Source organism: Kluyvera huaxiensis, from assembly GCF_040149365.1.
Taxonomy (GTDB): Bacteria; Pseudomonadota; Gammaproteobacteria; order Enterobacterales; family Enterobacteriaceae; genus Kluyvera; species Kluyvera intermedia_A.
Map to the genome: position 1 here is coordinate 56,503 of NZ_JBEFLV010000009.1, position 25,881 is coordinate 82,383.

Below are 25,881 nucleotides of genomic sequence, written 5' to 3' on the forward strand. Positions count from 1 at the left end.
TACTTTCAAATATGATTTCCTGCTGGGTTTAAATATGTGTCTTTCTATAGTGCGGCAACCTATTTTTACACCAACTCATGAATTAAATAAGAATCATAAATTAAATGAGAGGTTTAATTCTCTTGCTTAACGCGATGATATTAAATGGAAATTTTAATTTTTGTAATTTATTAAACAGTTAGAATGAGACATGGTAAATACGATCTTCCTTTAGATAATTCTGATAGCACTTTTTCTACTGGGCAGTCTGCAATGTCCGCTTCTCGCTCACAACGGACCTTCAGCTCAGTTAGTTCTAACCGCTTCGTGCTGTGAGTTCAACGGGTCTATGCAACCTGAATACGGGGCACTTGATGGTTATATCGCCCGGCAGGATGACGATATCGACTGGCCGCTGAAGCGCGATAATCCGACAGAAGATCATGGCTATGCAGCATTCATTTCGGAGAAAATTACTGGAGGTCGCTCTGATGGCTATTAACGGTAAGAGCTGGATTTTTCTGGGGCTCACTATTTCTCCTTTTGCTACGCCCGACCCTTTGGTGAAGTCAGTACTGAAAAATATTCACGAAACACTGGGTAATGCCGGATATTTCTTCATTGCTTTCCATGCGGCAGCGGCGTTGCTTCATCACTATGTCCAGAAGGACAACACACTATGTAGAATGCTTCCTGATCACAACAAGCCGATTTAATTTGTGTTTCTGCCGGGGGAGCGTCTTCCCGGCAGCAATATTGCTGCCCTCAACGCTTCGTTATATCCCCTGTAGCCCTGGTTCATGTCAGACAGAATGCCTGCAGCTCAGTACTGTATATTCTTTATCACATTGCTGACTTTCACCTGCACAAGGTAATTCAACCTAGATGAGTCTGAGGTTGCCACGGGATAGATGAAAACGCATGGCATGGCAGGAACAAGAATCAACGTTACTTTTTGTCCTGGTAAACCACTGTGATGTTGTCTGGTTTTCTTAACGTCGGGGCCGTAGCAGGGTCAATCAGGTACACAGGTACTATCACGGCATTTTTCCCACTAAACAGAATTGGCACCCAGCAATGAACACGTGGGTCTCCTGTCGTCTCCGGGATACCACTTGTACCGTATGACATAAGATCAACCACATTAATAAAAAGCGCCTTACCTATATCAAAGAAAAACTCGTTAAAAACCACATCTTTTGCCAGCAAAATTACAGCATCACCTGCTGCCAGTTTTATTGGGGATGAAGAGTGTCCAGAGGTTTCAACATCAGCAAAAATAATCCTTTCGGTATAGATAAAACAGGCATAGCGGGCATCCTGTTCTGATCTTTCCAGGAGCGACTGACAGAACTCTTTGATATGTCGATTTTCGACCCTGCCAACTGCATTATCCCGACGGAGGTGTCGCTTATGTTCGCGAACATGCACCTTGCCATTGACGCTGTCAAAGTCGTACCCTTTTCCAACCTGAAGCTTACTCTCCCAGATCTCCATACAATACTTTTCAGCAGCTACAACATTTCTTCGGCGAGGCAAATCCTGCTGGTAGACACCAGACAGTAGCCGGGCCTTAAGTTCGTCCGCAAGCTGATAATAGCGATTAATATCTTTCAGTACCGGAACGGTGGCATCCAGCAATGTGGAAATAACCTGCGATCGTGAGATCTTCTGTTTTTTGCTGTATTCATCCACAACACGCAGAGTCTCAGAATTGGTTACATTGAAAGTGATTCGTTCTGACATGCCAATCACCTATTAAGCATTTTAGAAAAAGTGCATAACAATTAACCTTAAACACCTTTATTATCAACAAGTTTATTCTATTGCTCTTTCTCTTTAGTTATCAATTCATAGTAACATGCTCTCACGTAAAAATACTGAATATGATGCTGTCAGGACAGCCTGGATACCAGGAGCGAACATTTGGGTTTTTAGTATAATTAAGGTCTTCATGTTTTAAGAACTTCCTCTTCATATCCCCTTCCCCAGTGATCCGCTTACCCCGTCTGTATATCTTCTGTCCCCACAGTACTGCTCAGTAAACAGAAATACTGTGACTTTCCTGCATAAAAATTACATATCACCACCTTCCTTTGTACACACACTACAGAGGATTAAATCATGGACTTTCCCTGGCCCTGGAATCGCAAATACACAATGAACTGGTTCCTGTTGTCGTTACTGAACCACCATCTTGATCAGCTACTGGAACGTTACTCCCGCCTTCAGCCCCTCAGACTCGATGTGTTCTATCAGAATGACACATGGCGTTATAACCATCACGGATGGTACGAGACAGAAAGGGAGGTACGCCAGTTAACAGAACATCTGATGTTAGAGAGCAACATCGTGGGCCACTTCTGGGTACTGGAGTGTACTTCCCGACACAAATGCCATGCCCATATCGTGATGTATCTTGATGGTCACCATAACCAGGCCACCTTTCCGGTGGCTGAACAGGCGGGGGCTGCCTGGCAGAAGATTACACAGGGTGAGGGGTACCACAATCGCTGTGATCCCAAGAAGTGCTACGAAGCCGATATCACCCGCCCCGTCAATTACGATGATGCTGCAGCCATCGACAACCTGCGCTACATCATCAGCTATCTCGCCAAGGAGAAATCAAAATACGGGCAGACTTACTACGGGGCCAACGAGGTACCACCCGCGAGTGGACTGGGCAGACCGCGAGGGCTTCGATAAAACGACGCACTTTTTTACGTCAGTTCCGGTTGTTATGCCGGAGAAGGGTACAGTGATTCATCACACGACTCCGGTACTTACTTAGCTACCGGAGAATCTCACCATGGCAATTAAACCTTCCCTGCTTGAAGATCAGTTCGTTGATATGACTTTCATCACCCGCCTGCTGGGGGTCAGTGATAAGTGGATTTACCGACTCATCAAAGATGGCATATTTCCAAAACCCATCAAACTGGGGCGAAGTTCACGATGGCTACAGAGTGAAGTGGAAGCCTGGCTACAGGCGAGAATCCACGAATCACGCAGCTAAATACCTCTCCTTACATATCACTTTCCTGACAGGCAAACTCTTTATCCTCTCATAGCGGAGGTTTGCGGCTGCCTGTCATTCAGTATCCAGGGATAATCCACCATGAAAGAGACAAAGACGCGATATAACAGTTTGCTGGTCAGCTATCAACGTTGGCTAAACGGGTTCACAAAACTGGCCATCATAAATGGCATGTGTCATCCCAATATTCAGGCCAGCCACCATCTGATGGTGGGCAGTCTGTACTTTCCCGGCGCAGGGCAGATGACTGCAGTGGTACCACAGTGCCTTTACCGACTGATTTACGGAAGTCAGCATCCAGAGCCAGTGTCGGTATTGACTGATATGCAAATCAGCCTTGAGACAAGGCAAAAAACTTTACTGCACCACCCAATGTTGGAAGGGATATTACTGAGTGAATGTATCCGCCTCAAACAACGCCCACTGGCAAATAGGCTGATTAGCCTGTTACACCAATTCAGTTCACCGGAGCATCGCCACAAACTGGTCTGGCTATGTTGGTACGATTTGATGATGGGTGCGACGCTGGAAGACTGGTTGGATAACCTGAAACGTAAGGCACCTGAAGATCTAGGCTTGTGGCTGGTTGGACGGCAGGAGGAAAACATATCCCTCACGCAAATGATGGATGAATATCTGCTATTTACCGGCCACTAATATCAGTTCCGATCTGTGCCTAACCGTTTTACTCCTGGGAAAAAGAGCAGAGCTACTCCCCACTTTTTCTCAATGATGCTCCCCCTTTATCCAAAATGTTCAGGGGCAAGGCCCATTCACTATTGGTATTTATTGGAAGATACGATATTATTCTATAATTCCGGAAATATAGAAATGAGATATAAATGGAGCTTTCGAAAGCAGCAGAAACCCTGAAAGAGCTGGGTCATCCTACGCGCCTAAGCGTATACAGAGAGCTGGTTAAAGCCGGGCATGAAGGGCTACCGGTTGGCGAACTGCAGAAGCGGCTCGAAATCCCAGCGTCTACGTTGAGCCATCATCTTTCCTCGTTGATATCAGTTTCTTTGGTACGCCAGGAACGTCAGGGCAGAACGCTTTTTTGCCACGCTCGATATGAAAACCTTGAGGCTCTGATTGCCTTCCTGACAGAAGAATGCTGCTCAGGGACTAACGACTGCCTCCCCCTGCCCCAGAAGACGGAGAAGTAAAATGACAGGTGATCTTAAGAATGTTGATTCGGGTTTGTTCGACACCTCAATCACAGAGGCAAGATTCGGTGTTCCTGCCGTTCCCCATCCTCCACGTATCCTCATGTTGTACGGCTCTGTGCGCGAACGTTCCTACAGCCGACTGGCAACGGAAGAAGCGGCAAGGTTACTGACCGCCATGGGCGCAGAAGTGCGGATCTTCAATCCTTCTGGCTTGCCTCTTCCTGATGATGCGCCTGACTCGCATCCTAAAGTCATGGAACTGCGCGAGCTGGTTCGTTGGTCCGAAGGGATGGTGTGGTGTTCCCCTGAACGCCATGGTGCGATGACCGGCATCATGAAAGCCCAGATTGATTGGATACCGTTATCAGAAGGCGCTGTTCGCCCTTCGCAGGGTAAGACTCTGGCCGTTATGCAGGTCTGCGGTGGCTCTCAGTCTTTCAATGCCGTAAACCAGATGCGCATTCTTGGCCGCTGGATGCGGATGATCACCATCCCGAATCAGTCCTCTGTGGCAAAAGCCTGGCAGGAATTTGATGAAGATGGACGAATGAAACCGTCGTCTTATTACGACCGGATCGTGGATGTGATGGAAGAACTGGTGAAATTTACTCTGCTGACCCGAGGTAACTCAGCCTATCTCGTTGATCGCTACAGCGAACGAAAAGAGTCTGCAGAAGAACTTTCACGGCGGGTTAATCAGAGCAAAATTTGAGGGCTGGTATGAGTGATGTAACGGCATTCAACAACTGCATGAGCGTGTTCTGGCGGCAACATGAAGCCGAACTCTCTCGCTTTCTGACATCTAAGACAGGTGATAGCGAAAAAGCAGCAGACCTTCTGCAAGAGCTATTCCTGCGTGCCCGCGCTCATTCAGACAGTTTCTGCGAAATGGAGAATCCGCGAGCCTGGCTGTATCGGGCGGCGAGGAATCTGCTGATTGATGAGTACCGCACCACCAGGGAATTCGTTGAGCTGGAAGATGATGCCCCATTCACTGATGCATCCCCTGATGCAATCTCAACGCTGGATATTTGCCTGCCTGAAACATTGCAGGCATTACCTGAAGATGAGCGGTGGTTGATTGAAGAATCCGACCTTAACCGGCGTCCCCAGCAGTCCCTGGCCGATGAACTGGGAATCACGCTTACGGCGTTTAAATCCCGACTACTTCGGGCCAGAAAACACCTGAAAGAGACGATGACAGAACTTTGTCAGATTGAGGCGGATGACACGTCTTCCGTCTGCTGCCACAAAAAAATGAATTAATCGCGCATCTTTTCCCCACCACCTTCGTTTACCTCAGTGTAAAGCCAAATGACTAAACACTGAGGTAAACAGTCCATGTCAAAAATTGAGATCTTTGAAGCAGCAGGCTGCTGTGCAACCAGCAGCGTTGTAGTCAGTGACGAAGCCGTCAAATGGAACGCCAGCGCCGAATGGGCGAAAAAGAATGACGTTGATATACAGCGCTACAGCCTTGCGAAGAACCCGCAGCAGTTCCTGAATTCGCCGGTCATTAAAGAGTTTCTGAACACATCAGGGATGGAGTCTCTCCCTGTCACCTTGCTCGACGGCAAACTCGTGATGGCAGGCAAACTCCCGACTCGTGAAGATATCGCCCGTTGGGCAGGTATTCCGCTTAGTCAGGACTGGAGTGAAGACAGCACGCAACCACGCTGCTGCAGCATTCCACGTATGCCTTAATTCCAGAGGAGCAATCACTGATGAATATGCCATTTTTAAAAGACATTCCCCCGTTCATCTTCTTCACTGGCAAAGGTGGCGTGGGTAAAACATCCCTGGCCTGTGCTACTGCGGTATGGCTGGCCGATCAGGGTAAGAGAACGCTTCTGGTGAGTACCGATCCGGCTTCCAATGTCGGCCAAGTCTTTAGCCAGACTATCGGCCACCGAATCACAGATATCAGTACCGTAGAAAATCTTGCCGCGATGGAAGTTGATCCGATGGCTGCAGCACAGGCATATCGTGACCGAGTACTCGACCCGGTTCGCGGGCTGATGCCAGCCGATGTGGTCAGCAGCATTGAAGAACAGCTCTCCGGTTCATGCACTACGGAAATCGCGGCATTTGATGAGTTTACTGGTCTTCTTACCAACCATGAGTTGCGGGAAAAGTATGACCATATCGTATTTGATACTGCGCCAACCGGTCATACCATCCGTATGCTTGAGTTGCCGGGGGCCTGGAGCGGTTATCTCGAAGCGAACCCTGATGCCGCCGCTAACCTCGGGCCGCTGGTGGGGCTGGAGAAACAACAGCACCAGTACTCAGACGCGGTTAAGGCGCTGTCTGATGCAGCTCTCACGCGCTTGGTTCTGGTTGCCCGAGCCCAAGCTTCAACACTGAAAGAAGTCTCTCATACGCACGATGAGCTTTCTGCTATCGGTTTGCAGCATCAACACCTTGCCATTAATGGCGTGCTGCCGCCGTTTGCGGGTGAAAATGATCCACTGGCGCAAAGTATTCTGGCTCGAGAAGAAAAAGCATTACAGGCAATGCCAGAGAACCTGGCGAACCTTCCCCGCTCGCAGCTGTATCTGAAGCCATTTAATCTGGTCGGTCTGGAAGCGCTGCGTCAGTTATTTACGGAGAACAAAGCCTCGCTGCCGCTCCCTGCTACCACGCTGAATACTTTGGATTTACCGAAACTTGCCTCACTGGTAGATGAACTCAGCCTGACAGGTAAAGGTCTGGTAATGGCAATGGGTAAAGGTGGCGTGGGCAAAACGACTGTTGCAGCTTCGATCGCGGTATCGCTGGCAAAACGCGGTCATAAAGTCCATCTGACGACGTCCGATCCGGCAGCACATCTGTCTTATACGCTGGATGGCTCGCTGCCAAACCTTCAGGTCAGCCGTATCGATCCGAAGGTGGAGACAGAGCGCTATCGCCGCTTTGTGCTGGAAAATCAGGGCAAAGGATTAGACGCTGAGGGACTAGCAGTGCTGGAGGAAGATCTCCGCTCGCCATGTACTGAAGAGATCGCCGTGTTTCAGGCATTCTCGCGGATCATCAAAGAGGCAGACGATCATTTTGTTATTATGGACACCGCGCCAACAGGTCACACACTTCTGCTACTGGATGCAACAGGAGCCTATCACCGGGAAATGGTGCGTCAGATGGGGCAAACACATGACCATGTGATGACGCCAATGATGCAATTGCAGGACCCGGAGAAGACAAAGGTTATTATCGTGACGCTTGCCGAAACGACACCGGTACTTGAAGCGGCGAACCTACAGCAGGATTTACGTCGCGCTGGCATCGAGCCATGGGCATGGGTTGTGAATAACAGCCTGGCGGCAGCTGAACCGTCTTCACCTTTCCTGAAGACCAGGGCGAACCGCGAGTTGCCTCTCATCTCTGATGTGGAAGAGCAGTATGCAAAGCGTATTGCATTAACTGCGTTACAGAGCGAAGAGCCGGTAGGTATTGACCTACTGAAAGAAATGGCTAAGTAACCATGAAGGGGGCAAATGCCCCCTTCATTTTTATTTCAGTCTTTTACCTGCATCATTAACGACTTTTTCACCATCTTCTTTGGTGAAAGCCCCTTTCTGAGATTCTGGCAGGATATCCAGAACGACTTCAGAAGGACGGCAAAGTTTAGTTCCCAGTGGCGTCACTACAATCGGACGGTTAATCAGGATCGGATGTTGCAACATAAAATCGATTAGCTGGTCGTCAGTAAATTTATCATCTGCAAGACCCAGTTCCTCATACGGTTCGACGTTCTTACGCAGCAAAGCCCGGACGGAAATGCCCATATCTGCAATGAGTTTGACCAGCTCATCGCGTGAAGGTGGGGTCTCAAGGTAAAGAATAACAGTCGGCTCATTACCGCTGTTGCGGATCATCTCCAGCGTGTTACGCGACGTGCCGCAGGCCGGGTTGTGATAAATAGTGATGTTGCTCATATCAGTATCTCATTACAAAGTGAAAGAGAGACGTAGCGCCAGCGCTGCCAGCGTTACAAACAGCACAGGCAGAGTCATGACGATCCCGGTGCGGAAATAGTATCCCCAGGTGATGGTCATATTCTTCTGTGAAAGGACATGCAGCCAGAGCAGCGTTGCCAGGCTACCAATAGGTGTAATTTTCGGGCCCAGATCGCAGCCAATCACGTTGGCGTAGATCATCGCTTCTTTGATAACGCCTGTTGCAGTGCTGCCATCAATAGAGAGAGCGCCAACCAGCACGGTAGGCATGTTGTTCATGATGGAAGACAGGAAAGCCGTCAGGAAGCCAGTACCAAGCGTCGCAACCCAGAGTCCTTTATCCGCCAGTACGTTCAGCACACCTGAAAGGTATTCGGTTAGCCCAGCGTTGCGCAGACCGTAGACCACCAGGTACATCCCCAATGAGAAGATGACAATCTGCCATGGCGCACCGCGAAGCACTTTGCCAGTGTTAATGGCATGGCCTCGTTTCGCCACCGCAAACAGAATGACAGCTCCTACAGCAGCAATCGCGCTGACCGGGATACCCACCGGCTCAAGGACAAAAAAGCCAACCAGAAGAAGGATCAACACTATCCATCCGGTTCTGAAGGTTGCCAGATCTTTAATAGCTTTTGCAGGTGCTTTCAGGAGAGCCAGGTCGTAAGTCGGCGGAATATCTTTGCGGAAGAACAGATGCAGCATCACCAGCGTGGCGATAATAGCGGCAATATCCACCGGCACCATTACCGACGCATACTCAGTGAAGCCCAGCCCAAAGAAGTCTGCAGAAACGATGTTAACCAGGTTGGACACGATAAGCGGCAGACTGGCCGTATCGGCAATAAACCCGGCGGCCATGACAAATGCCAGCGTAGTACCTTTACTGAAACCTAATGCAAGCAGCATGGCGATGACAATTGGAGTAAGAATCAATGCCGCACCATCGTTGGCAAACAATGCCGCCACCGCTGCACCTAGCAGGACGATATACGTAAAGAGCAAACGGCCACGACCGTTACCCCAGCGTGAAACATGCAATGCCGCCCATTCGAAAAAGCCGGATTCATCGAGCAGCAGGCTGATGATAATCACCGCAATAAAGGTCGCTGTCGCGTTCCAGACGATATTCCACACCACCGGAATATCGCTTACATGCACAACGCCAGATATCAAAGCCAGTCCTGCGCCTAGCATTGCACTCCAGCCGATCCCTAATCCCTTCGGTTGCCAGATAACCAAAACAATGGTCAGGACAAAAATAGCGCCTGCCAGTAACATACATCCTCCTGACAGGGCGGTTCTACCGCCCTGTAAAAACAAAAAATTAACTCGCCAACTCTCTGAGTTTTTCAATACCGGCTGGCTCAGAAGCCAGTACCGGAACGAGCGCTATACGGTTAGCGTGCTGATTCTTAACAGCCTCAATCTGAGGCTGTTCCTGCTGGGCGCGCTGGCAAAGCAACGGAGAACTCGTATCCGCAATGGAAAGGCTGTTATTGATAATCCAGCCCCACGGATGAATCCCCGCACGCTCAAGATCGGACTGCAGGTTTGCCGCTTCCAGTACCGGTGTGGTTTCAGGCAGAGTGACCAGCAGGACTTTGGTGCGTTCCGGGTCCTGAAGCTGCATCATTGGGGTAGTAAAATGACCTTTACTCCCCATTTTTTTGGCAATCTCTCGGTGGTAAGCCCCGGTCGCATCAAGCAGTAATAGCGTATGCCCGGTAGGTGCCGTATCCATGACCACAAACCGTTTGCCTGCTTCACGGATTACGCGTGAGAACGCCTGGAACACCGCAATCTCTTCCGTGCAAGGAGAACGTAAATCCTCTTCGAGCAGCCGTTTCCCTGCCTCATCCAGATCCCTGCCTTTCGTCTCAAGAACATGCTGACGATAGCGTTCAGTTTCATCGTGAGGGTTGATTCGGCTGACCTGCAGATTTTTGTGGCTGCCATTCAACGTTGTACTCAGGTGTGCAGCAGGATCTGAGGTAGTGAGATGCACATCAAAACCCTTATCTGCCAAACTGACGGCGATAGCCGCAGCCATTGTGGTTTTACCCACACCGCCTTTACCCATCAGCATAATCAGACCGTGTTCACTGCGAGCGATATCATCAACCAGGCCAGAGAGCGATAAGTTTTCAGGCGTGTACTGGATGTTCGTTACCGGGAGCGGTAATGCCTCAGAACCGGTATCCAGAAGTCCCTTCAATGCTGAAACACCAACCATATTGACTGGCTGTAGTAATAGGGTATCTGTCGGTAGCCCAGATAAACCGGCAGGAAGATTTGCCAGTGCCTCCTGCTCACGTTGCCATATCGCAGCGGCCAGGGCGTCATGTTCAGCTTCGGCTTTAGGCAGCACACCATTAATCACCAGGTATTGGTTTTTCAGGCCAATTGCGGCGAGTTCTTCATGGGTGCGGGCGACTTCCTGCAGCGTAGATTTTTGCAGTCGCGCAACCAGAACCAGGCGGGTACGTTCAGGATCGGATAACGCCTCTACCGCATGAGCATACTGCTCACGCTGCTTTTCCAGCCCGGCCATTGGGCCAAGACAGGAAGCACCATCCGGGTTACTTTCAATGAAGCTACTCCAGGCACCGGGAAGCTGGAGAAGGCGAATCGTGTGGCCCGTCGGCGCTGTATCAAAAATGATGTGATCGAAGCGGGTCAGCAGGGAAGCGTCTGTCAATAAGCCGGTGAACTCATCAAACGCCGCAATCTCAGTGGTACAGGCTCCTGAAAGCTGCTCGCTGATACTGTTAACAACGTCATCAGGCAAAAGACCTTTGATAGGATCAACGATTCTGGAGCGGTATTGTTTGGCGGCTTCCTGCGGGTCGATTTCCAGAGCGGAAAGTCCAGGAACTGCTGCCACAGGGCGAATGGTATTACCGATAGCCTGATCGAACACCTGACCGACATTGGAGGCTGGGTCAGTACTGACCAGCAAAACCCGCTTACCCTGTTCAGCAAGGCGGATAGCCGTCGCGCAGGAAATAGAAGTTTTTCCTACACCACCCTTGCCGGTAAAAAACAGGTAAGGCGGGATATTCTGTAAGAATTTCATATGTCCTCCTGACATATTCAGCAACAGGAAGTATTACCACCACAGCAGCTGGTGGGAGCTAACCCTACCTTCTCCAGCGGAATACCGAACCAGCGAGCCAGCTCAGCGCGTTTTGGGTATCGCCCTGCCATCACCGTTTCACCGTCCAATAGCAGTAACGGAAGACCTTCTGCTCCAGATGCTTCGAGGAATGCTTTCGCTTTCTCATTCTGAACAAAGCTCATGGGCTGCTGCGCCAGGTTGTAACGTTCAACCTGTACACCACGTCCTTTCAGCCACTGCACATCAGCAGAAAAATCAACCAGAACCTGATCGACATCTGAGCCACATACGCCGGTACTGCAGCACATTGCCGGGTCAAACACCGTTAACGTCTTCATTCTGAATACCTCACATTTGGAAAAACATATATGTTCAGGCAAATTTTTTAGATGCAAACAGCCTTACCGCTACCAGAGCAGTTTGCCGATGCCAGCTTACGGGCGATGGCCTGTACATCGTCCTGTTGGCTTAACCAGGCCTGCTCAATCACCTGAGCAGCCCAGAATGGAATATGCGGGGATAAGCGATAATGAACCCATTTCCCCTGCTTGCGATCCAGCAATAGACCGCTTTCCCGGAGCATTGCCAGATGGCGGGAGATCTTGGGCTGCGACTGATCCAGCGCTGTACAGAGATCGCACACGCACAGCTCTCCCATCTCTCTGAGCAGCAACACGATGCCCAAACGGGTTTCATCGGAGAGGTTTTTGAAGAGTGGTAATGCTGATAATTGTGGCATAAGCCCTCCTGCTATTATCTCGCAGTTTCTCTCTATAACAGTGCAATGTCAAAAAATATATTTGAATTTCCATATATGAAAGAAGCAAAGCTTCTCTCTACGTCTAGTATGGACAGCGAGATAATCTAGAGTAACCTCTTATACTAGGAAGCCCTGAAGACATCCACAGGGCACATTCTGTTAGAGTTAATATTAAGCTGGAGGTAGCGCCCAAAGTTCTTCAAGGTTCACATCGTCGCTGCTGGGTCGATGCTGTTTCAGCAGCGGGTCAATTTTCAATATCATTGGAAGATCAAAAGCGGTTCCAGTGACTACGCAGCAGCCCTTGGCTAGAGTCGGTATGAGAGCCTTAGAACTGGAATCTAACGTGCTAATTGTATTGTCTAATAGCATAAGGTCGCGATCGTTAACCAATCGGTGTATGAAGAAATTGTGAATCTGGGAAACAATAGTAGGTGAAATATCTGCAGGCCGCTGACTAGATAGTGTGAGGTATACGCCATACTTGCGTCCCTCCTTAATTATTTCTTCAAAGAGTTCAAGCCGGTAGTCTTTCCAGATTTCATGCTCACGGGTGGACTGCTCTGACAAAATATTGTGTGCCTCATCAATGATAAGGTGCAGAGTCCGGCTTGGAGGGCTTTTAAGATTCTCTGCATCTTTATGATTTGTGTAGAAATTTTTGGCTACAAGCAGTGGCAAGATCTTTTTTATCTCATTCTTGCATTTCTTTAAAGAGATGACATGTAAGAGATGCGGAGGTTGTGGCACATCAACGATTTCAAGAACATTACGCAGAGCCGATATAGATGATTTGGCCCTAGCTAGCACCGGTTGAATGTGTTCGTATTGGGCATAGCCAAATACAACATCTGAACAGAGTTGGAGGTAGCACCGCAATATTAGTTCGTCGAATTGATCAATTCCATCTAAATTAACACTCTCATCAATAATGGGTTTGATATTCGCGTCAAATCCATTGCCATTTGAATTATAGTACGTGCCGCTGGCATGCTTAAAATACTTATCTTTATTGTAATAAATAATTCCTTTTAAATGTTCTTGAAGCAATTCGCAGTCAATCATGCGTGCAATTTCACGGCTCAAATCCAAAGCATCTGATTTCGCTTCACCTGTACTAAAAACTTTTTCAAAAACCTTTTCTACATACCTTTTGAGTGGCGTAGTTTTAAATTTTTCCTTACCAGATAGAACGCGACGCAGAAATGGCTGTTGTGTGTTCGTAGTTGCCTGAAACAAGAGGCTTAGGGTTTCGACATCCCAAAAATGAGCGCCTTCAATCTTGAATTTGTGCTTTGCTTTTTTAGAGTCCAGCACTGTGATTTGCTTATTCTTAGCTGGTAGTAGCTGATCTTCCGTGTATTCACCATTAAAATCTATGATAACGAACTGGCTCTTGTGCTGTAATGCTTGGAGCCGCTCATTAAAAAGTGTAGTATAAAGTTTAGCTAGCGTATTAGATTTACCACTCCCGGTGTTACCAAATATGCCCAAATGGCTGTTGAATAATCGCATCCATGGGAGGTTGATGGGTACATTCTCCTTGAGCATAGAGCCAATAGAAAAACCTGTTTTACCGTCCGCCCCATAAATTTTCCCTACCATAAGTTCGCTGAGTAGAGATGCCTTGTCTCGGATCATCGGCATGTACTTCACACCTTCAAAAAACTTATCATCTACTATATAACCAATGGGGCGAACATCCACTTTTCGTACATATTGGACCTTCTCGGCATCAGTCTCTAGCCTTTTCTCATCCAAAAATTCACCTTCAACAAGACAGACAATATCTATAAAGCCTCGCTGAATAGATACGTGCTCCCGAAGTGAAATACCTCTGTACTTAACTCCTCCGTAGAAAATAGTCTCATGATTGGAGTCTTCAAAAATTCGAAGGGAGATACGCACTCCACTCACTGCAATAACCTCACCTACGATGATACTCATATCAGATCCTCCTCTTCAGCTTTTAATGGAGGTTCATAAGTGTCTGGCGTGAGTGAGAAAACATATTTATTGAAATTGGTGAAGTCCATATTCATATCTTCAGCGGGCCCAATTACTTGGACGTTTTTCCAAGATTTGAATTCTTCCCGCATGCTATTTGCACTATTGTTGCTATAACAACAAATAAAAGTATGAAGTTGTGGGTTGGAGAGGGAGCGTTGGATAAGTCTGAGAATGTGTTCATCAGCAAACGAAAAGCCAAATGTTATGAGTATAGAATTTGGTTTTTCAAGCTCATAGCTTAATAGCCTGAGCATCTGGTAGTAGTGTTCTTCGAAGACAGTTTCGTAAAACTTCCACTTAGTGGGGTTGACAATAGGTAGCTTATTGTACTCCCCCCAGAAAATATCTATCTGGTCTTGACTGAATGCCAAGGATGGAATGCCTTCAGTTCTGTTGCCATCGACACCAAGAAATTCGGAATATCCATTTAAATTTCCGAGTGTCTCTTCTGTCAAAAGGTTACTAAAATCATTGCGGTAATTGACTTCAATCTTATCACCGCTTTTTGACCAGTAAACCGAACCGTGAAGATGGATAATGTTTAGCTGCGGGATGCCATAGTTGCTTCGTTCAAATACTCCAGTTTGACATTGAAACGTACTGAAGTTTTTGGAATGAAGATGCTTTGTGTGAAATCCGGAGGTACCATCATTCACCACAAAATCATGTGATCCCTTCATGAGAAGGCTGTCAGCTGTATGGGACAGGCATCCATCATAGTTTGTGGTAAAAATATTGATTTTGCGGTTGAGGTCTTTCCTTCTATCCAACAACCCCAAAAGGGTTGTTAAAAAAATCTCATAATTCTTGAGATTTTCTTTTCCTTTATTCGTTGTAACGAAACTTGGATTGAATGTCTGCACTGGAAAAATACATGTGTTGTAGTAGTGCATGAATAACGCGGTTCGCTTCTCTGGCGAGTTTTCAAACTGTGTGGCGAGCGTTTCGATCGTTTCTCGCCGTCCCTCTGCATTCTTGATGGCTAGGGACAGCGTCGGGAACAAGTCTGCTGAAGCGCCTGAGCCAATCAGTATGTTGATGTTCTTATTGTATATATCCAATGGCTGGATCGCCTCAAACATACTTACCTCCCTTATTTAGTTTTGTCTAAAATAGCATCAGTGTATAGGCAGACCAAGTTTTGACTTAGGCAAAAAATTTGTAGCAATAGCCACTATTTCTCTGGTTTTCAACTATTGCAGTTAGCAGCATATATTGAATTACATCCATCCAGACGTCTAGGTACCCAGACGAATGCAATTGCTTTTCGAGACTGCCTTTCAACATTTCAGCTTGTAATAATCCCTTCCTTGCCTAAATTACTAGTAAAATCACCATACCACTGCATCATCGCCCTCCTCCCCTCCAGATATTGAGCATGGTTATACGTTCCACGAATTGAGTTCTTATCGACGTGAGCCAGCTGTAGCTCGATCCAGGCCGAGTTAAATCCCTGCTCATGCAAAATGGTACTCATCGTGTGGCGGAATCCATGCCCTGTAACGCGTCCTGCATAGCCGATGCGCCTTACCAACACAGTCAATGCCATATCACTCATCGGTTTCTTAGGATTATTACGTCCTGGGAACAGCAACTCTCCTGCTCCCGTCATGGGTTTAAGCTGATTAAGCAGGTCAATTGCCTGGCTTGATAACGGAACCAGATGAGGTCGGCGCATTTTCATTCGCTCTGCTGGTACGTTCCAAACCTTCCGCTCAAAATCAAACTCCTGCCACTCCGCTTGCCTCAATTCCCCAGGCCTTACTCCAGTCAAAATAAGTAATTGCATCGCAATCTTAACAATCACACTACCGGCATAGGTGTTCAGAGTCCGAAGAAACTCAGGCAGTTCATCCTGGGTCAAAAAAGCATAGTGCTCTTTCTCATGGGGAGCTACGGCGCTGGCTAGATCGGGAGCTGGATTGTACTCAGCCCTGCCAGTCACAACCGCATACTTCCAGACCTCTCCACAACGCTGGCGAACCTTACGGACCTTCTCAGTTGCTCCTCGAGTTTCTATCTTTGAAAGAACAGCAAGCAACTCCATCGGTTTGATATCTTTGATTGGTCGGTGGCCGATATAAGGAAATACATCCTTCTCAAAGGTTCTCATCATCTCTTCACGATAGGAGACAGACCAGCGATCATAGCGACGCTGATACCACTCCCGAGTGATAGCCTCAAACGAGTTTTCAGCGTCCTGCTTGCGACTGAGCTTCTCCATTTTTCTTTCGAGAGAAGGATCGTTACCAGCTGCTAATGTTCTTTTAGCATCCTCACGCTTGCTTCGTGCTTCAGCTAAAGAAACAGCAGGATAAACACCAAGCGCAAGTACATTTTCCCCTCCAGGCGTACGATACTTCAGACGCCAGTATTTCTTACCGTTGGGGTTAACCAATAAGTAAAGACTCCCACCATCAGCCAATTTGTAGGGCTTCTCTTTCGGCTTTGCAGTTTCAACCTGACGAGCAGTTAACTTCATTGGGGGTACCTCTCAGCATGGGGTACAATTATACCCCCATCCATACCCCCACATTGAGCTTGACCCTGGGGGAGTATTATTGAGTTCAATAGACTAATAGAATGCTATAACTGCTGATTTATCAAGGAAAAATTGAGTTGGGTAGACTTCAGAAGACTTGAGTTTGGAGCGGGCGAAGGGAATCGAACCCTCGTATAGAGCTTGGGAAGCTCTCGTTCTACCATTGAACTACGCCCGCTAAGGTGTGCGAGGAGCATTATAAACCTTACTCCTCGTCTGGCAAGACTTTACGGTGCTAAGTGGTGGTAAATTAACCGCTTAGCACTTCGGTTTGCTGCCCTGAGGCGGCAGATAACGCAGCGGATCAATCGCCGTCGCCCGATAGCGAATCTGGAAATGGAGACTTACAGAGTCGGCATCAGAACTGCCCATGGTGGCAATCTGCTGGCCAATCTTCACGCTTTGCCCGTTATTTACCATCAGCTTATCGTTATGGGCATAGGCGGTAATGTAATCCTCGTTATGCTTAATCATCACCAGATTACCGTAACCGCGTAGCTGGTTGCCAACATAGACCACCTTCCCGGCACCGGCCGCATAAATCGGCTGACCGCGGGTTCCGGCAATATCGATTCCCTTATTGCCCCCTTCCGAGGTGGAATAGGTCATGATGACCTTACCGCTCGCAGGCCACCGCCAGCAGCGCTGTCCGACAGGAGGCCAGGACGACTTAGGTACCGCAGATGATGGCGTGACTTTTGCCGTCTGGGTGGAGGACGATTTCTTACTTCCCGAGGATTTCGACGCGCCGCTAACCTTCAGCTTTTGCCCAACCTCAATGGTGTAAGGCGGGGAAATGCCGTTCATTCGCGCCAGATCGCGCACGCTGGTGCCGGTCATGCGTGAAATACGCGACAACGTATCCCCTCGTTTCACGGTGTAAACCGAGCCGCTGTAGCTGCCCTCTGAGTTAGACGAATTACCCGCACAGCCAGAGAGCACAAGCCCGATAACCAGGCACATCAACAGGCGTATAGGGGAAGTGATTTGGCGTCCTGCTCGCAAAACGAATCCTCAGATCATGAATAGTTGAGAACACTATGATAGCAGGGTAACGACGGATGCTAAACCACCCGTCGCGTTGATTGGCGAGCGCTGGTATCAGGAAAGTGGGATTGACTATCTCTCGGTTGCCAACATGTTACCAGGGCTTGTTTTGGTAATGCCTTTTCCCCATTAATGGGCTACGCTGGTCGCCTGAGTATATGACCCGGCGGGTTTATGCCGGGTCATCTTTTATTTTCAGGAGTTGTCATGACTGGCGAACACGTCATTTTGCTCGATGAGCACGATAAACCTTCAGGCATTCTGGAGAAGTACGCCGCTCACACCCTCTCCACACCGCTACACCTCGCTTTCTCTTGCTGGTTATTCGACGAAAGCGGCCAGTTACTGGTCACTCGCCGTTCGCTGAGTAAGATCGCCTGGCCTGGCGTCTGGACCAACTCGGTGTGCGGACACCCGCAGCAGGGTGAAACTTTCGAGCAGGCGATTACCCGCCGCAGCCGCTTTGAGCTGGGCGTCGAGATTACCGATATTACCCCCGTCGCAACTGATTTCCGCTATCGCGCCGTCGCGCCGAACGGCATCGTTGAGAATGAGGTCTGCCCGGTGTATGCCGCACGCGTTACCAGCGCCGTTTTAGCAAACCACGATGAAGTGATGGAGTATCAGTGGTGCAACCTTGCCGACATACTAGACGCGTTGACGCTAACACCATGGGCGTTTAGTCCATGGATGGTCATGGAAGCCGCCGATGAGAATGCGAGGCTGGCGTTTATCGGTTTCACAAAACAGGCCTGATCGCAAAATGACAGACGAAAAAAAACCCGGTAATACCGGGTTTTTGCTTTTCGCGGAAGCGATTATTTTACCGGGCGCATTGCCGGGAACAGAATCACGTCGCGGATGGTATGGCTGTTGGTGAACAGCATAACCATACGGTCGATACCGATACCCAGACCTGCGGTTGGCGGCAGACCATGTTCCAGCGCGGTGACGTAGTCTTCGTCGTAGAACATCGCTTCGTCATCGCCAGCTTCTTTCGCGTTAACCTGATCCTGGAAGCGCTGCGCCTGATCTTCTGCGTCGTTCAACTCGCTGAAACCGTTACCGATTTCGCGGCCGCCGATGAAGAACTCAAAGCGGTCAGTGATTTCCGGGTTCTCATCATTACGACGCGCCAGCGGAGAAACCTCTGCTGGGTATTCGGTGATGAAGGTCGGCTGAATCAGATGCGCTTCGGCAACTTCTTCGAAGATCTCGGTCACGATACGGCCCAGACCCCAGCTCTTCTCAACGTGAACGCCAATGCTTTCAGCAATCGCCTTCGCGGAGTCAAAGTTATCCAGGTCAGCCATGTCGGTTTCCGGACGATATTTCTTGATAGCTTCACGCATGGTCAGTTTTTCGAACGGCTTGCCGAAGTCGAAAGTCTGGTCGCCGTAAGGCACCGCGGTGTTGCCCAGAATGTTCTGCGCCAAAGTACGGAACAGAGATTCGGTCAGCTCGATCAGATCTTTGTAGTCCGCGTACGCCATATAGAGTTCCATCATGGTGAACTCTGGGTTATGGCGAACAGAAATACCTTCGTTACGGAAGTTACGGTTAATTTCGAATACGCGTTCGAAACCGCCAACCACCAGACGCTTCAGGTACAGTTCCGGCGCGATACGCAGGTACATGTCCAGGTCCAGCGCGTTATGATGGGTGATGAACGGACGGGCAGATGCGCCGCCAGGGATCACCTGCATCATTGGGGTTTCCACTTCCATGAAGTTGCGGCCAACCATGAACTCACGAATACCCGCGAGGATCTGGGAACGCACTTTGAAGGTGTTGCGGGACGTATCGTTAGAGATCAGGTCCAGGTAACGCTGACGATAGCGTGCTTCCTGATCCTGCAGACCGTGGAATTTGTCCGGCAGCGGGCGCAGTGCTTTGGTCAGCAGACGCAGCTCGGTGCAATGGATAGACAGTTCGCCAGTTTTGGTTTTGAACAATTTACCTTTGGCACCCAGGATATCGCCGAGGTCCCATTTCTTGAACTGCTCGTTGTAGACGCCTTCCGGCAGATCGTCACGCGCGACATACAGCTGAATACGGCCGCCAACGTCCTGCAGGGTAACGAAAGAAGCTTTACCCATGATACGGCGAGTCATCATACGACCTGCCACGGAAACTTCGATATTCAGAGCTTCCAGCTCTTCGCTTTCTTTGCTATCAAAGTCAGCGTGCAGAAGATCAGAGGTACGGTCACGGCGGAAATCATTTGGGAACGGGATGCCCTGCTCACGCAGTGCAGCCAGCTTCTCGCGGCGTGCCTTCATTTCGTTATTAAGATCGACTACCTCGTCAGCGCCTTGTGCGTTTTGTTCAGACATGTTGGTTCCTCATAGCCCTGCTTTCAAACTTGCTTCGATAAATTGATCCAGACTTCCGTCCAGTACCGCCTGCGTATTGCGGGTTTCTACCCCAGTGCGCAGGTCTTTAATGCGGGAATCGTCCAGAACATAGGAACGAATCTGACTACCCCAGCCGATGTCGGACTTGGTATCTTCCATCGCCTGTTTTTCTGCATTCTTCTTCTGCATTTCCAGTTCATAAAGCTTCGCTTTCATCTGCTTCATGGCCTGGTCTTTGTTCTTGTGCTGCGAACGGTCATTCTGACACTGCGTCACGATCCCGGTCGGAAGGTGGGTAATACGCACCGCCGATTCCGTACGGTTAACGTGCTGGCCGCCCGCGCCGGACGCGCGGTATACGTCGATACGCAGGTCCGCCGGATTAATCTCGATATCGATATCGTCGTCCACTTCCGGGTAGACAAACGCGGAGCTGAACGAGGTGTGGCGACGGCCGCCGGAGTCAAACGGGCTCTTACGCACCAGGCGGTGAACGCCGGTTTCAGTACGTAACCAGCCGTACGCGTAGTCGCCGGAGATTTTGATGGTCACGGATTTAATCCCGGCCACGTCACCTTCGGACTCTTCAATAATTTCGGTTTTAAAGCCGCGCGCTTCCGCCCAACGCAAGTACATGCGTTCGAGAATGCTTGCCCAGTCCTGCGCTTCAGTACCGCCAGAACCGGCCTGGATATCGATGTAGCAATCCGCGCTGTCATATTCACCGGAGAACATACGACGGAATTCCAGCTGTGCCAGTTTATCTTCCAGCGTGTCCAGCTCAGCAACGGCTTCGTTGAAGGTCTCTTCGTCGTCGGCTTCTACGGCAAGTTCCAGCAGGCCAGTCACATCTTCTAAACCTTGAGACATCTGGTCGAGCGTATCGACAATGGCTTCAAGGGAAGAACGCTCTTTGCCCAGCGCCTGCGCGCGTTCGGGTTCGTTCCAGACATCCGGCTGTTCCAGCTCGGCGTTTACTTCTTCCAGACGCTCTTTCTTAGCATCATAGTCAAAGATACCCCCTAAGAACGTCGGAGCGCTCCGTGAGGTCCTGAATGCGATTATTTACCGGGTTTATTTCAAACATGGTCTATTTTCTTTTAATGGACGAGAAAAATGCGGTTATAAGAGCGGAATCTTAGCGGATTCCCGCTCTTAATTACAGTTAAAGAGGTGCTAAATCGGCCAGAGATTCTCGATGATCAGCTGTAAACTGCGGTTGCCGCGATATTCGTTGATGTCCAGCCGATAGGCCAGCGTCACTTCCCGCACGCCGTTATCTGGCCAGATGGCGGTATCGACGTTAAACGCAATACCGTCCAACAGCGGACCACCACCCACCGGCTCCACCATCACTTTCAAATGACGTTCACCCACCAGTCGCTGTTGCAGCAGGCGGAAACGGCCATCAAAGAGCGGTTCCGGGAACATCTGTCCCCACGGGCCGGCTTCGCGCAGCATCTGCGCCATCTCAATTGTCATCTCCTGTGGACTCAGCTCACCGTCGGAGAGAATTTCTCCCTGCAACAGTGCCGGATCCAGCCATTCAGTCACCAGTTCGCCAAAATAGCGCTGGAACTCATCGAAACGCGCTTCTTCCAAAGAGAGCCCGGCCGCCATTGCATGGCCGCCAAATTTCAGCATCAGCCCCGGATACAGCGTATCCAGACGCTCCAGCGCATCGCGCATGTGCAGCCCCTGAATAGAACGCCCCGAACCTTTCAACTGGCCATTACCCGCCGGCGCAAACGCAATCACCGGACGATGGAAACGTTCTTTAATGCGTGAGGCCAGGATACCGACAACGCCCTGATGCCACTCCGGGTGATACATCGCCAGCCCGCCGGGAAGCTCATCACTGCTGCGTTCAAGCTGTTCGCACAGGGTCAGTGCCTCTGCCTGCATCCCTTGCTCAATTTCTTTACGCGTCTGGTTTAATGCATCGAGTTCATTGGCCAGCACGCGCGCCTCGCCAAGGTTATCGCACAGCAGCAGCGCTACACCGACCGACATATCGTCTAAGCGCCCGGCGGCATTCAGACGCGGCCCCAGCGCAAAACCGAGGTCGCTGGCCACCAGCTTCGACGCATCACGATTGGCAATCTCCAGCAGCGCTTTAATTCCCGGACGGCAGACCCCGGCGCGGATACGGCTTAAGCCCTGCCAGGTGAGAATACGGTTATTGGCATCCAGCGGTACCACGTCAGCCACGGTACCGAGCGCGACGAGGTCGAGAAATTCAACAATTTTCGGAACGGCAATACCACGGGAATCAAACCATCCCTTATCCTTCAGATGGTTACACAGTACCAGCATCAGATAGAACGCGACGCCAACCCCGGCCAGCGATTTGGACGGAAACGGGCAATCGGCAAGGTTCGGGTTGACCATCGCATCGGCGTTCGGCAGCGTATCGCCCGGCAGGTGATGATCGGTAACCAGCACGCCGATCCCCAGTTTATGGGCATGATCGACCCCGGCATGGGAAGAGATCCCATTATCTACCGTCATGATCATCTGCGCGCCGCGGGCATGGGCCTGATCGACCACTTCCGGGCTTAACCCGTAGCCGTCCTCAAAACGATTAGGTACCAGATACTCCACGCTTTGGCAGCCCATCGCGCGCAGCGCCAGGACGCTTAAGGCGGTGCTGGTCGCGCCATCGGCGTCAAAATCGCCCACCACCATAATGCGCAGATTTTTCTCGAAGGCGTCGTGCAGCATTTCGACGGCTTTTTCAACGCCAGTCAGGTCACGCCAGTGCAACATGCCTTTCAGGCCACGTTGCAGATCGTCCGATGTTTTCACGCCGCGGCTGGCGTAAAGACGGCGCAACAGCGGTGAAAGGTCGTCGGGCAACGTGATGGAATCATCCACCTCACGGCGGCGAAGTTGAGTCTGTGGTTTCACGCGAATTATTTACCGCTGGTCTGTTTTTTATGTTCGTCGAGGAAGGCTTTCATCTCTTTTGGCCCTTGATAACCCGGAACCACGTAACCGTCGTTGAGAACGATAGCCGGCGTACCGTTAATACCAAACTGCACGCCCAACGCGTAGTGGTTAGCAATGTCGATATCACAGGTTGCCGCCTGCACGCCTTTACCGCCCATTGCATCATCAAAGGCTTTGTTGCGGTCTTTGGCACACCAGATAGCTTTCATATCCTGCTCAGCCTGGCTTTGCACGCCCTGGCGTGGGAAGGCCAGATAGCGCACGGTGATCCCCAGCGCGTTGTAATCTTTCATCTCTTCATGCAGCTTGTGGCAATAGCCGCAGGTGATGTCGGTAAAGACGGTGATCACATGTTTTTCCTGCGGCGCTTTGTAGACGATCATCTCTTTTTCCAGCGCTTTCAGGTGGGTCATCAGCAGACCATTGGTCACGTTGATCGGCTGCGCGCCGCTCACGTCATACATTGGTCCCTGGATGATGTGTTTACCGTCTTCGGTGACGTACAGCACGCCGCTGTTGGTCAGCACGGTTTTCATGCCTGCGACCGGAGCTGGCTGAATATCGGTGCTCTGCACACCCAGTTTCGCCAGTGATTGCTTAATCGCAGCATCGTCAGCGTGCGCCAGGCCGGAGAAAGCGGCGGCCATCAGGGTGAACATCATTAAACCTTGTTTCATAAACTGTCCTTTTAAATCAGCATCATGCCCGTGGATGGTGCTGTTGATGAAGTTGACGCAGGCGCTCTGTCGCGACGTGCGTATAAATTTGGGTGGTCGACAGATCGCTATGCCCTAGCAGCATTTGCACCACGCGCAGATCCGCGCCGTGGTTTAACAGATGCGTCGCGAAGGCGTGACGTAAAACGTGCGGTGAAAGTTTTTCGCTATCAATCCCGGCCAGTTGGGCGTAGTGCTTAATACGGTGCCAAAAGGTCTGACGGGTCATTTGCTGCGCGCGCTGGCTGGGGAATAACACGTCGATAGCCACGCCGTTTAGCATCCACGGTCGACCATGCTCCAGCCAGTTTTCCACCCAATAGACGGCCTCTTCTCCTAAGGGAACCAGCCGCTCTTTATTTCCTTTCCCGATCACCCGAACCACGCCCTGACGCAAGCTGATGTCGCTCATCGTCAGGCCCACCAGCTCCGAAACACGCAGCCCGGTCGCATACAGTACCTCAAGCATCGCCTTATCGCGCAGTTCGAGTGGCTGATCCACTACCGGCGCCTGCAACAGTCTTTCTACCTGCGCTTCACTCAGATCTTTCGGCAGTCGCTGGGGTAGTTTAGGCGATGCCAGCAGCGCACTGGGATCGTCCTGACGAATTTTTTCACGGTACAGATGCTGGAAGAAGCGACGCATGGCACTGAGCAACCGCGCAGTGCTGGTCGCCTTGTAGCCCCCCTGCTGGCGCTCGGCAAGCAGGTTTTGCAGATCGTCGCTTTGCGCGCTCTCAAGCGCGAGGCCGCGATGCGCCAACCATTCAACCACCATCGTCAGGTCTCGCCGATACGCGCTGAGGGTATTTTCTGCCAGATTTCGTTCCAGCCACAGCGCATCGAGAAACTGCTCGATTCGTGCAAGGTCCTTGTCCACATCGGCTCCTGTGCGTGTTTAATCAGCACCATTATGCCTGAATCAGATGCCTTTCTGGTACACTAGCGGCATCGTCATCGCAAGAATCGAGAGCTGTAAGTCATGAATATTGGCCTTTTTTATGGTTCCAGCACCTGCTACACCGAGATGGCCGCGGAAAAAATTCGCGACATTATCGGGCCGGAACTGGTCACATTGCACAACCTAAAAGATGATTCTCCAGCCTTAATGGAGCAATACGATGTGCTCATTCTCGGGATCCCGACCTGGGATTTCGGTGAAATTCAGGAAGATTGGGAAGCGGTCTGGGAGCAACTGGATGCGCTGAATCTGGAAGGTAAAATCGTTGCGCTGTACGGCATGGGCGACCAGCTCGGCTACGGCGAGTGGTTCCTCGACGCACTGGGGATGCTGCACGATAAGCTGACCACCAAAGCGGTGAAGTTTGTCGGCTACTGGCCAACAGACGGGTATGAGTTCACCAGCCCGAAACCGGTTATCGCCGACGGACAGCTATTTGTCGGTCTCGCGCTGGATGAAACTAACCAGTACGATCTGAGCGATGAACGTATTCAGAGCTGGTGCGAACAGATTCTCGGCGAAATGGCCGAACAGTTCTCTTAGTGCTTGCTCGGCGCGGGCTGCTGCAACAATATTCGCCGCAGGTCGCGCCACTCTTCCGGATTCATACTGTCAGCGGCTAGCCACAAATGATGACGCCGACCACCGCCACAGCGCCGAATGCGCAGCATCATGCCCGAGCTTAACATCCACGGTGCCCCCAGAATATCCCACTCCTGATTTCGCCAGCGCAGCCGGGAATCCATCAGCAGCTTAATCTCGCCTTGATGAGAATGAATGCGCCGTTGGCTGCGCACGCAGTCGAACACCACCAATGAAAGCAGCAGCAGCCAAAGCGGGGTATAGCTCAACGGCCATGGCATCAGCAACACGAATGCCGCCACCAGACCGTGGAGTAGTAAAGAGAGCCACTGTGAGCGCCAGGAGACGCGTAAATCAGATTGCCACAGGACCACGTTCCCGATTCCGTGTCTGAATAAGTTGTACCATGTGCTGGAGATGGGTATCGGACGGCTTACCGTGGTTCATCAACCAATTGAACAGATCCGGATCGTCGCATTCCAGCAGGCGAATAAAGGTCGCTTTGTCTTCATCACTCAGCGTGTCGTACTCATGCTCAAAGAACGGCATGATGGAGATATCGAGTTCACGCATACCGCGGCGGCATGCCCAGTGGATACGGGCTTTATTATTGATGTCCATAATTTCCTTCCAGCATTACGTTGCTACTAGTTTAACGTGTTTTTTGCAGTTTCTTTACTGGAATATCA

General features: G+C 50.3%; 28 protein-coding genes, 1 tRNA gene and 1 pseudogene. 12 read left to right on the top strand and 18 right to left on the bottom strand.

Translation table 11 applies throughout. The annotated features are described in order from the left end of the window. Positions 1-328 precede the first annotated feature (328 nt). Complete coding sequence (locus ABOC97_RS11315) at positions 329-481, top strand: hypothetical protein (protein WP_156123960.1); 153 nt, start codon at positions 329-331, stop codon at positions 479-481. Continuing rightward, positions 453-695, top strand: a pseudogene (locus tag ABOC97_RS11320) (cytochrome b/b6 domain-containing protein); the annotation flags it as partial. The gene ABOC97_RS11315 and the pseudogene ABOC97_RS11320, both read left to right, overlap by 29 nt. Before the next feature lie 232 nt (positions 696-927). On the opposite strand, the gene ABOC97_RS11325 reads toward ABOC97_RS11320, so the two are convergent. Beyond that, the gene (locus ABOC97_RS11325; protein ID WP_000003883.1) at positions 928-1,725 is read right to left on the bottom strand and encodes a hypothetical protein; all 798 of its coding nucleotides are present in this window, start codon (positions 1,723-1,725) and stop codon (positions 928-930) included. Positions 1,726-2,103: 378 nt separating this feature from the next. Here ABOC97_RS11325 and ABOC97_RS11330 point away from each other — a divergent pair, with 378 nt between their 5' ends. The 8 genes from ABOC97_RS11330 to arsA (ABOC97_RS11365) all read left to right on the top strand — a co-directional run bounded on the left by ABOC97_RS11330 (position 2,104) and on the right by arsA (ABOC97_RS11365) (position 7,667). Then, entirely contained in the window at positions 2,104-2,685 is a 582-nt protein-coding gene (locus tag ABOC97_RS11330; protein ID WP_000347296.1) for a YagK/YfjJ domain-containing protein, read from the top strand. Between the two features lie 103 nt (positions 2,686-2,788). Next, entirely contained in the window at positions 2,789-2,995 is a 207-nt protein-coding gene (locus tag ABOC97_RS11335; protein ID WP_000985661.1) for a helix-turn-helix transcriptional regulator, read from the top strand. A gap of 102 nt (positions 2,996-3,097) precedes the next feature. Continuing rightward, positions 3,098-3,673, top strand: coding sequence for a hypothetical protein (locus ABOC97_RS11340; RefSeq protein WP_000665320.1), 576 nt, complete (start codon positions 3,098-3,100; stop codon positions 3,671-3,673). Between the two features lie 185 nt (positions 3,674-3,858). Then, positions 3,859-4,182 carry an ArsR/SmtB family transcription factor gene (locus tag ABOC97_RS11345; protein WP_000423544.1) on the top strand — a complete coding sequence of 108 codons (324 nt, stop codon included), beginning with the start codon at positions 3,859-3,861 and terminating at the stop codon, positions 4,180-4,182. A 1-nt stretch (position 4,183) separates the two neighbouring features. Beyond that, complete coding sequence (gene arsH, locus ABOC97_RS11350; RefSeq protein ID WP_000145398.1) at positions 4,184-4,897, top strand: arsenical resistance protein ArsH; 714 nt, start codon at positions 4,184-4,186, stop codon at positions 4,895-4,897. Positions 4,898-4,905: 8 nt separating this feature from the next. Further along, positions 4,906-5,451: a sigma-70 family RNA polymerase sigma factor gene (locus ABOC97_RS11355; RefSeq protein ID WP_001286343.1), complete on the top strand. Its 546-nt coding sequence runs from the start codon at positions 4,906-4,908 to the stop codon at positions 5,449-5,451. Positions 5,452-5,526: 75 nt separating this feature from the next. Further along, positions 5,527-5,889, top strand: a complete 363-nt coding sequence (locus tag ABOC97_RS11360) for an arsenic metallochaperone ArsD family protein (RefSeq protein WP_000034287.1) — start codon at positions 5,527-5,529, stop codon at positions 5,887-5,889. A gap of 20 nt (positions 5,890-5,909) precedes the next feature. Continuing rightward, positions 5,910-7,667 carry an arsenical pump-driving ATPase gene (gene arsA / locus ABOC97_RS11365; RefSeq protein WP_001057013.1) on the top strand — a complete coding sequence of 586 codons (1,758 nt, stop codon included), beginning with the start codon at positions 5,910-5,912 and terminating at the stop codon, positions 7,665-7,667. A 30-nt stretch (positions 7,668-7,697) separates the two neighbouring features. Here the strand turns inward: arsA (ABOC97_RS11365) and arsC are convergent, their stop codons facing one another. The 10 genes from arsC to actS form a co-directional block, all read right to left on the bottom strand. Further along, on the bottom strand, positions 7,698-8,123 hold the full coding sequence (gene arsC / locus ABOC97_RS11370; protein ID WP_000065761.1) for a glutaredoxin-dependent arsenate reductase: 426 nt from the start codon (positions 8,121-8,123) through the stop codon (positions 7,698-7,700). 12 nt (positions 8,124-8,135) lie between these two features. Further along, the gene (gene arsB, locus ABOC97_RS11375) at positions 8,136-9,425 is read right to left on the bottom strand and encodes an arsenite efflux transporter membrane subunit ArsB (protein ID WP_016538086.1); all 1,290 of its coding nucleotides are present in this window, start codon (positions 9,423-9,425) and stop codon (positions 8,136-8,138) included. A gap of 46 nt (positions 9,426-9,471) precedes the next feature. Further along, entirely contained in the window at positions 9,472-11,223 is a 1,752-nt protein-coding gene (gene arsA, locus ABOC97_RS11380; protein ID WP_016538087.1) for an arsenite efflux transporter ATPase subunit ArsA, read from the bottom strand. Between the two features lie 17 nt (positions 11,224-11,240). Next, a complete protein-coding gene (gene arsD, locus ABOC97_RS11385; protein ID WP_000855179.1) occupies positions 11,241-11,603 on the bottom strand; it encodes an arsenite efflux transporter metallochaperone ArsD in 363 nt (120 codons plus the stop codon). A gap of 47 nt (positions 11,604-11,650) precedes the next feature. After that, a complete protein-coding gene (gene arsR, locus ABOC97_RS11390) occupies positions 11,651-12,004 on the bottom strand; it encodes an As(III)-sensing metalloregulatory transcriptional repressor ArsR (protein ID WP_270154255.1) in 354 nt (117 codons plus the stop codon). A gap of 192 nt (positions 12,005-12,196) precedes the next feature. Beyond that, positions 12,197-13,972: an ATP-binding protein gene (locus tag ABOC97_RS11395; protein WP_000022894.1), complete on the bottom strand. Its 1,776-nt coding sequence runs from the start codon at positions 13,970-13,972 to the stop codon at positions 12,197-12,199. Continuing rightward, entirely contained in the window at positions 13,969-15,117 is a 1,149-nt protein-coding gene (locus tag ABOC97_RS11400; protein ID WP_000460992.1) for an SIR2 family protein, read from the bottom strand. The genes ABOC97_RS11395 and ABOC97_RS11400 overlap by 4 nt, the downstream gene beginning before the upstream one ends. 206 nt (positions 15,118-15,323) lie before the next feature. Then, a complete protein-coding gene (locus tag ABOC97_RS11405) occupies positions 15,324-16,517 on the bottom strand; it encodes a tyrosine-type recombinase/integrase (protein WP_000778549.1) in 1,194 nt (397 codons plus the stop codon). Positions 16,518-16,681: 164 nt separating this feature from the next. Beyond that, a tRNA-Gly gene (locus tag ABOC97_RS11410) sits at positions 16,682-16,755 on the bottom strand. 80 nt (positions 16,756-16,835) lie between these two features. Continuing rightward, the gene (gene actS, locus ABOC97_RS11415; RefSeq protein WP_414467745.1) at positions 16,836-17,582 is read right to left on the bottom strand and encodes an amidase activator ActS; all 747 of its coding nucleotides are present in this window, start codon (positions 17,580-17,582) and stop codon (positions 16,836-16,838) included. A 249-nt stretch (positions 17,583-17,831) separates the two neighbouring features. Between actS and idi the strand changes: the two genes are divergently transcribed. Then, positions 17,832-18,380 (top strand): isopentenyl-diphosphate Delta-isomerase, encoded by a 549-nt coding sequence (idi, locus tag ABOC97_RS11420; RefSeq protein WP_349597534.1) that lies wholly within the window; start codon positions 17,832-17,834, stop codon positions 18,378-18,380. A 62-nt stretch (positions 18,381-18,442) separates the two neighbouring features. Here the strand turns inward: idi and lysS are convergent, their stop codons facing one another. From lysS to xerD, 5 genes are all read right to left on the bottom strand, one after another. After that, entirely contained in the window at positions 18,443-19,960 is a 1,518-nt protein-coding gene (gene lysS, locus ABOC97_RS11425; RefSeq protein ID WP_349597537.1) for a lysine--tRNA ligase, read from the bottom strand. Positions 19,961-19,969: 9 nt separating this feature from the next. Then, positions 19,970-21,068 (bottom strand): peptide chain release factor 2 gene (gene prfB / locus ABOC97_RS11430; RefSeq protein WP_349597539.1). Its coding sequence is split into 2 segments (ribosomal slippage): positions 19,970-20,992 and positions 20,994-21,068, totalling 1,098 coding nucleotides; the frame shifts between segments, so codons are not numbered across the junction. 89 nt (positions 21,069-21,157) lie between these two features. Then, positions 21,158-22,891, bottom strand: a complete 1,734-nt coding sequence (recJ, locus tag ABOC97_RS11435; protein ID WP_349597542.1) for a single-stranded-DNA-specific exonuclease RecJ — start codon at positions 22,889-22,891, stop codon at positions 21,158-21,160. Between the two features lie 5 nt (positions 22,892-22,896). Then, a complete protein-coding gene (gene dsbC, locus ABOC97_RS11440) occupies positions 22,897-23,610 on the bottom strand; it encodes a bifunctional protein-disulfide isomerase/oxidoreductase DsbC (protein ID WP_349597545.1) in 714 nt (237 codons plus the stop codon). Positions 23,611-23,632: 22 nt separating this feature from the next. Next, positions 23,633-24,529: a site-specific tyrosine recombinase XerD gene (gene xerD / locus ABOC97_RS11445; RefSeq protein ID WP_234506716.1), complete on the bottom strand. Its 897-nt coding sequence runs from the start codon at positions 24,527-24,529 to the stop codon at positions 23,633-23,635. Between the two features lie 102 nt (positions 24,530-24,631). Between xerD and fldB the strand changes: the two genes are divergently transcribed. Next, positions 24,632-25,153, top strand: a complete 522-nt coding sequence (fldB, locus tag ABOC97_RS11450) for a flavodoxin FldB (RefSeq protein WP_349597549.1) — start codon at positions 24,632-24,634, stop codon at positions 25,151-25,153. Here the strand turns inward: fldB and ABOC97_RS11455 are convergent. Next, entirely contained in the window at positions 25,150-25,566 is a 417-nt protein-coding gene (locus ABOC97_RS11455; RefSeq protein WP_234506711.1) for a protein YgfX, read from the bottom strand. The two genes, fldB and ABOC97_RS11455, sit on opposite strands and share 4 nt — an antisense overlap. Then, entirely contained in the window at positions 25,547-25,813 is a 267-nt protein-coding gene (sdhE, locus tag ABOC97_RS11460; RefSeq protein WP_234506708.1) for an FAD assembly factor SdhE, read from the bottom strand. Before sdhE ends, ABOC97_RS11455 begins: the two co-directional genes overlap by 20 nt. Positions 25,814-25,881 lie beyond the last annotated feature (68 nt).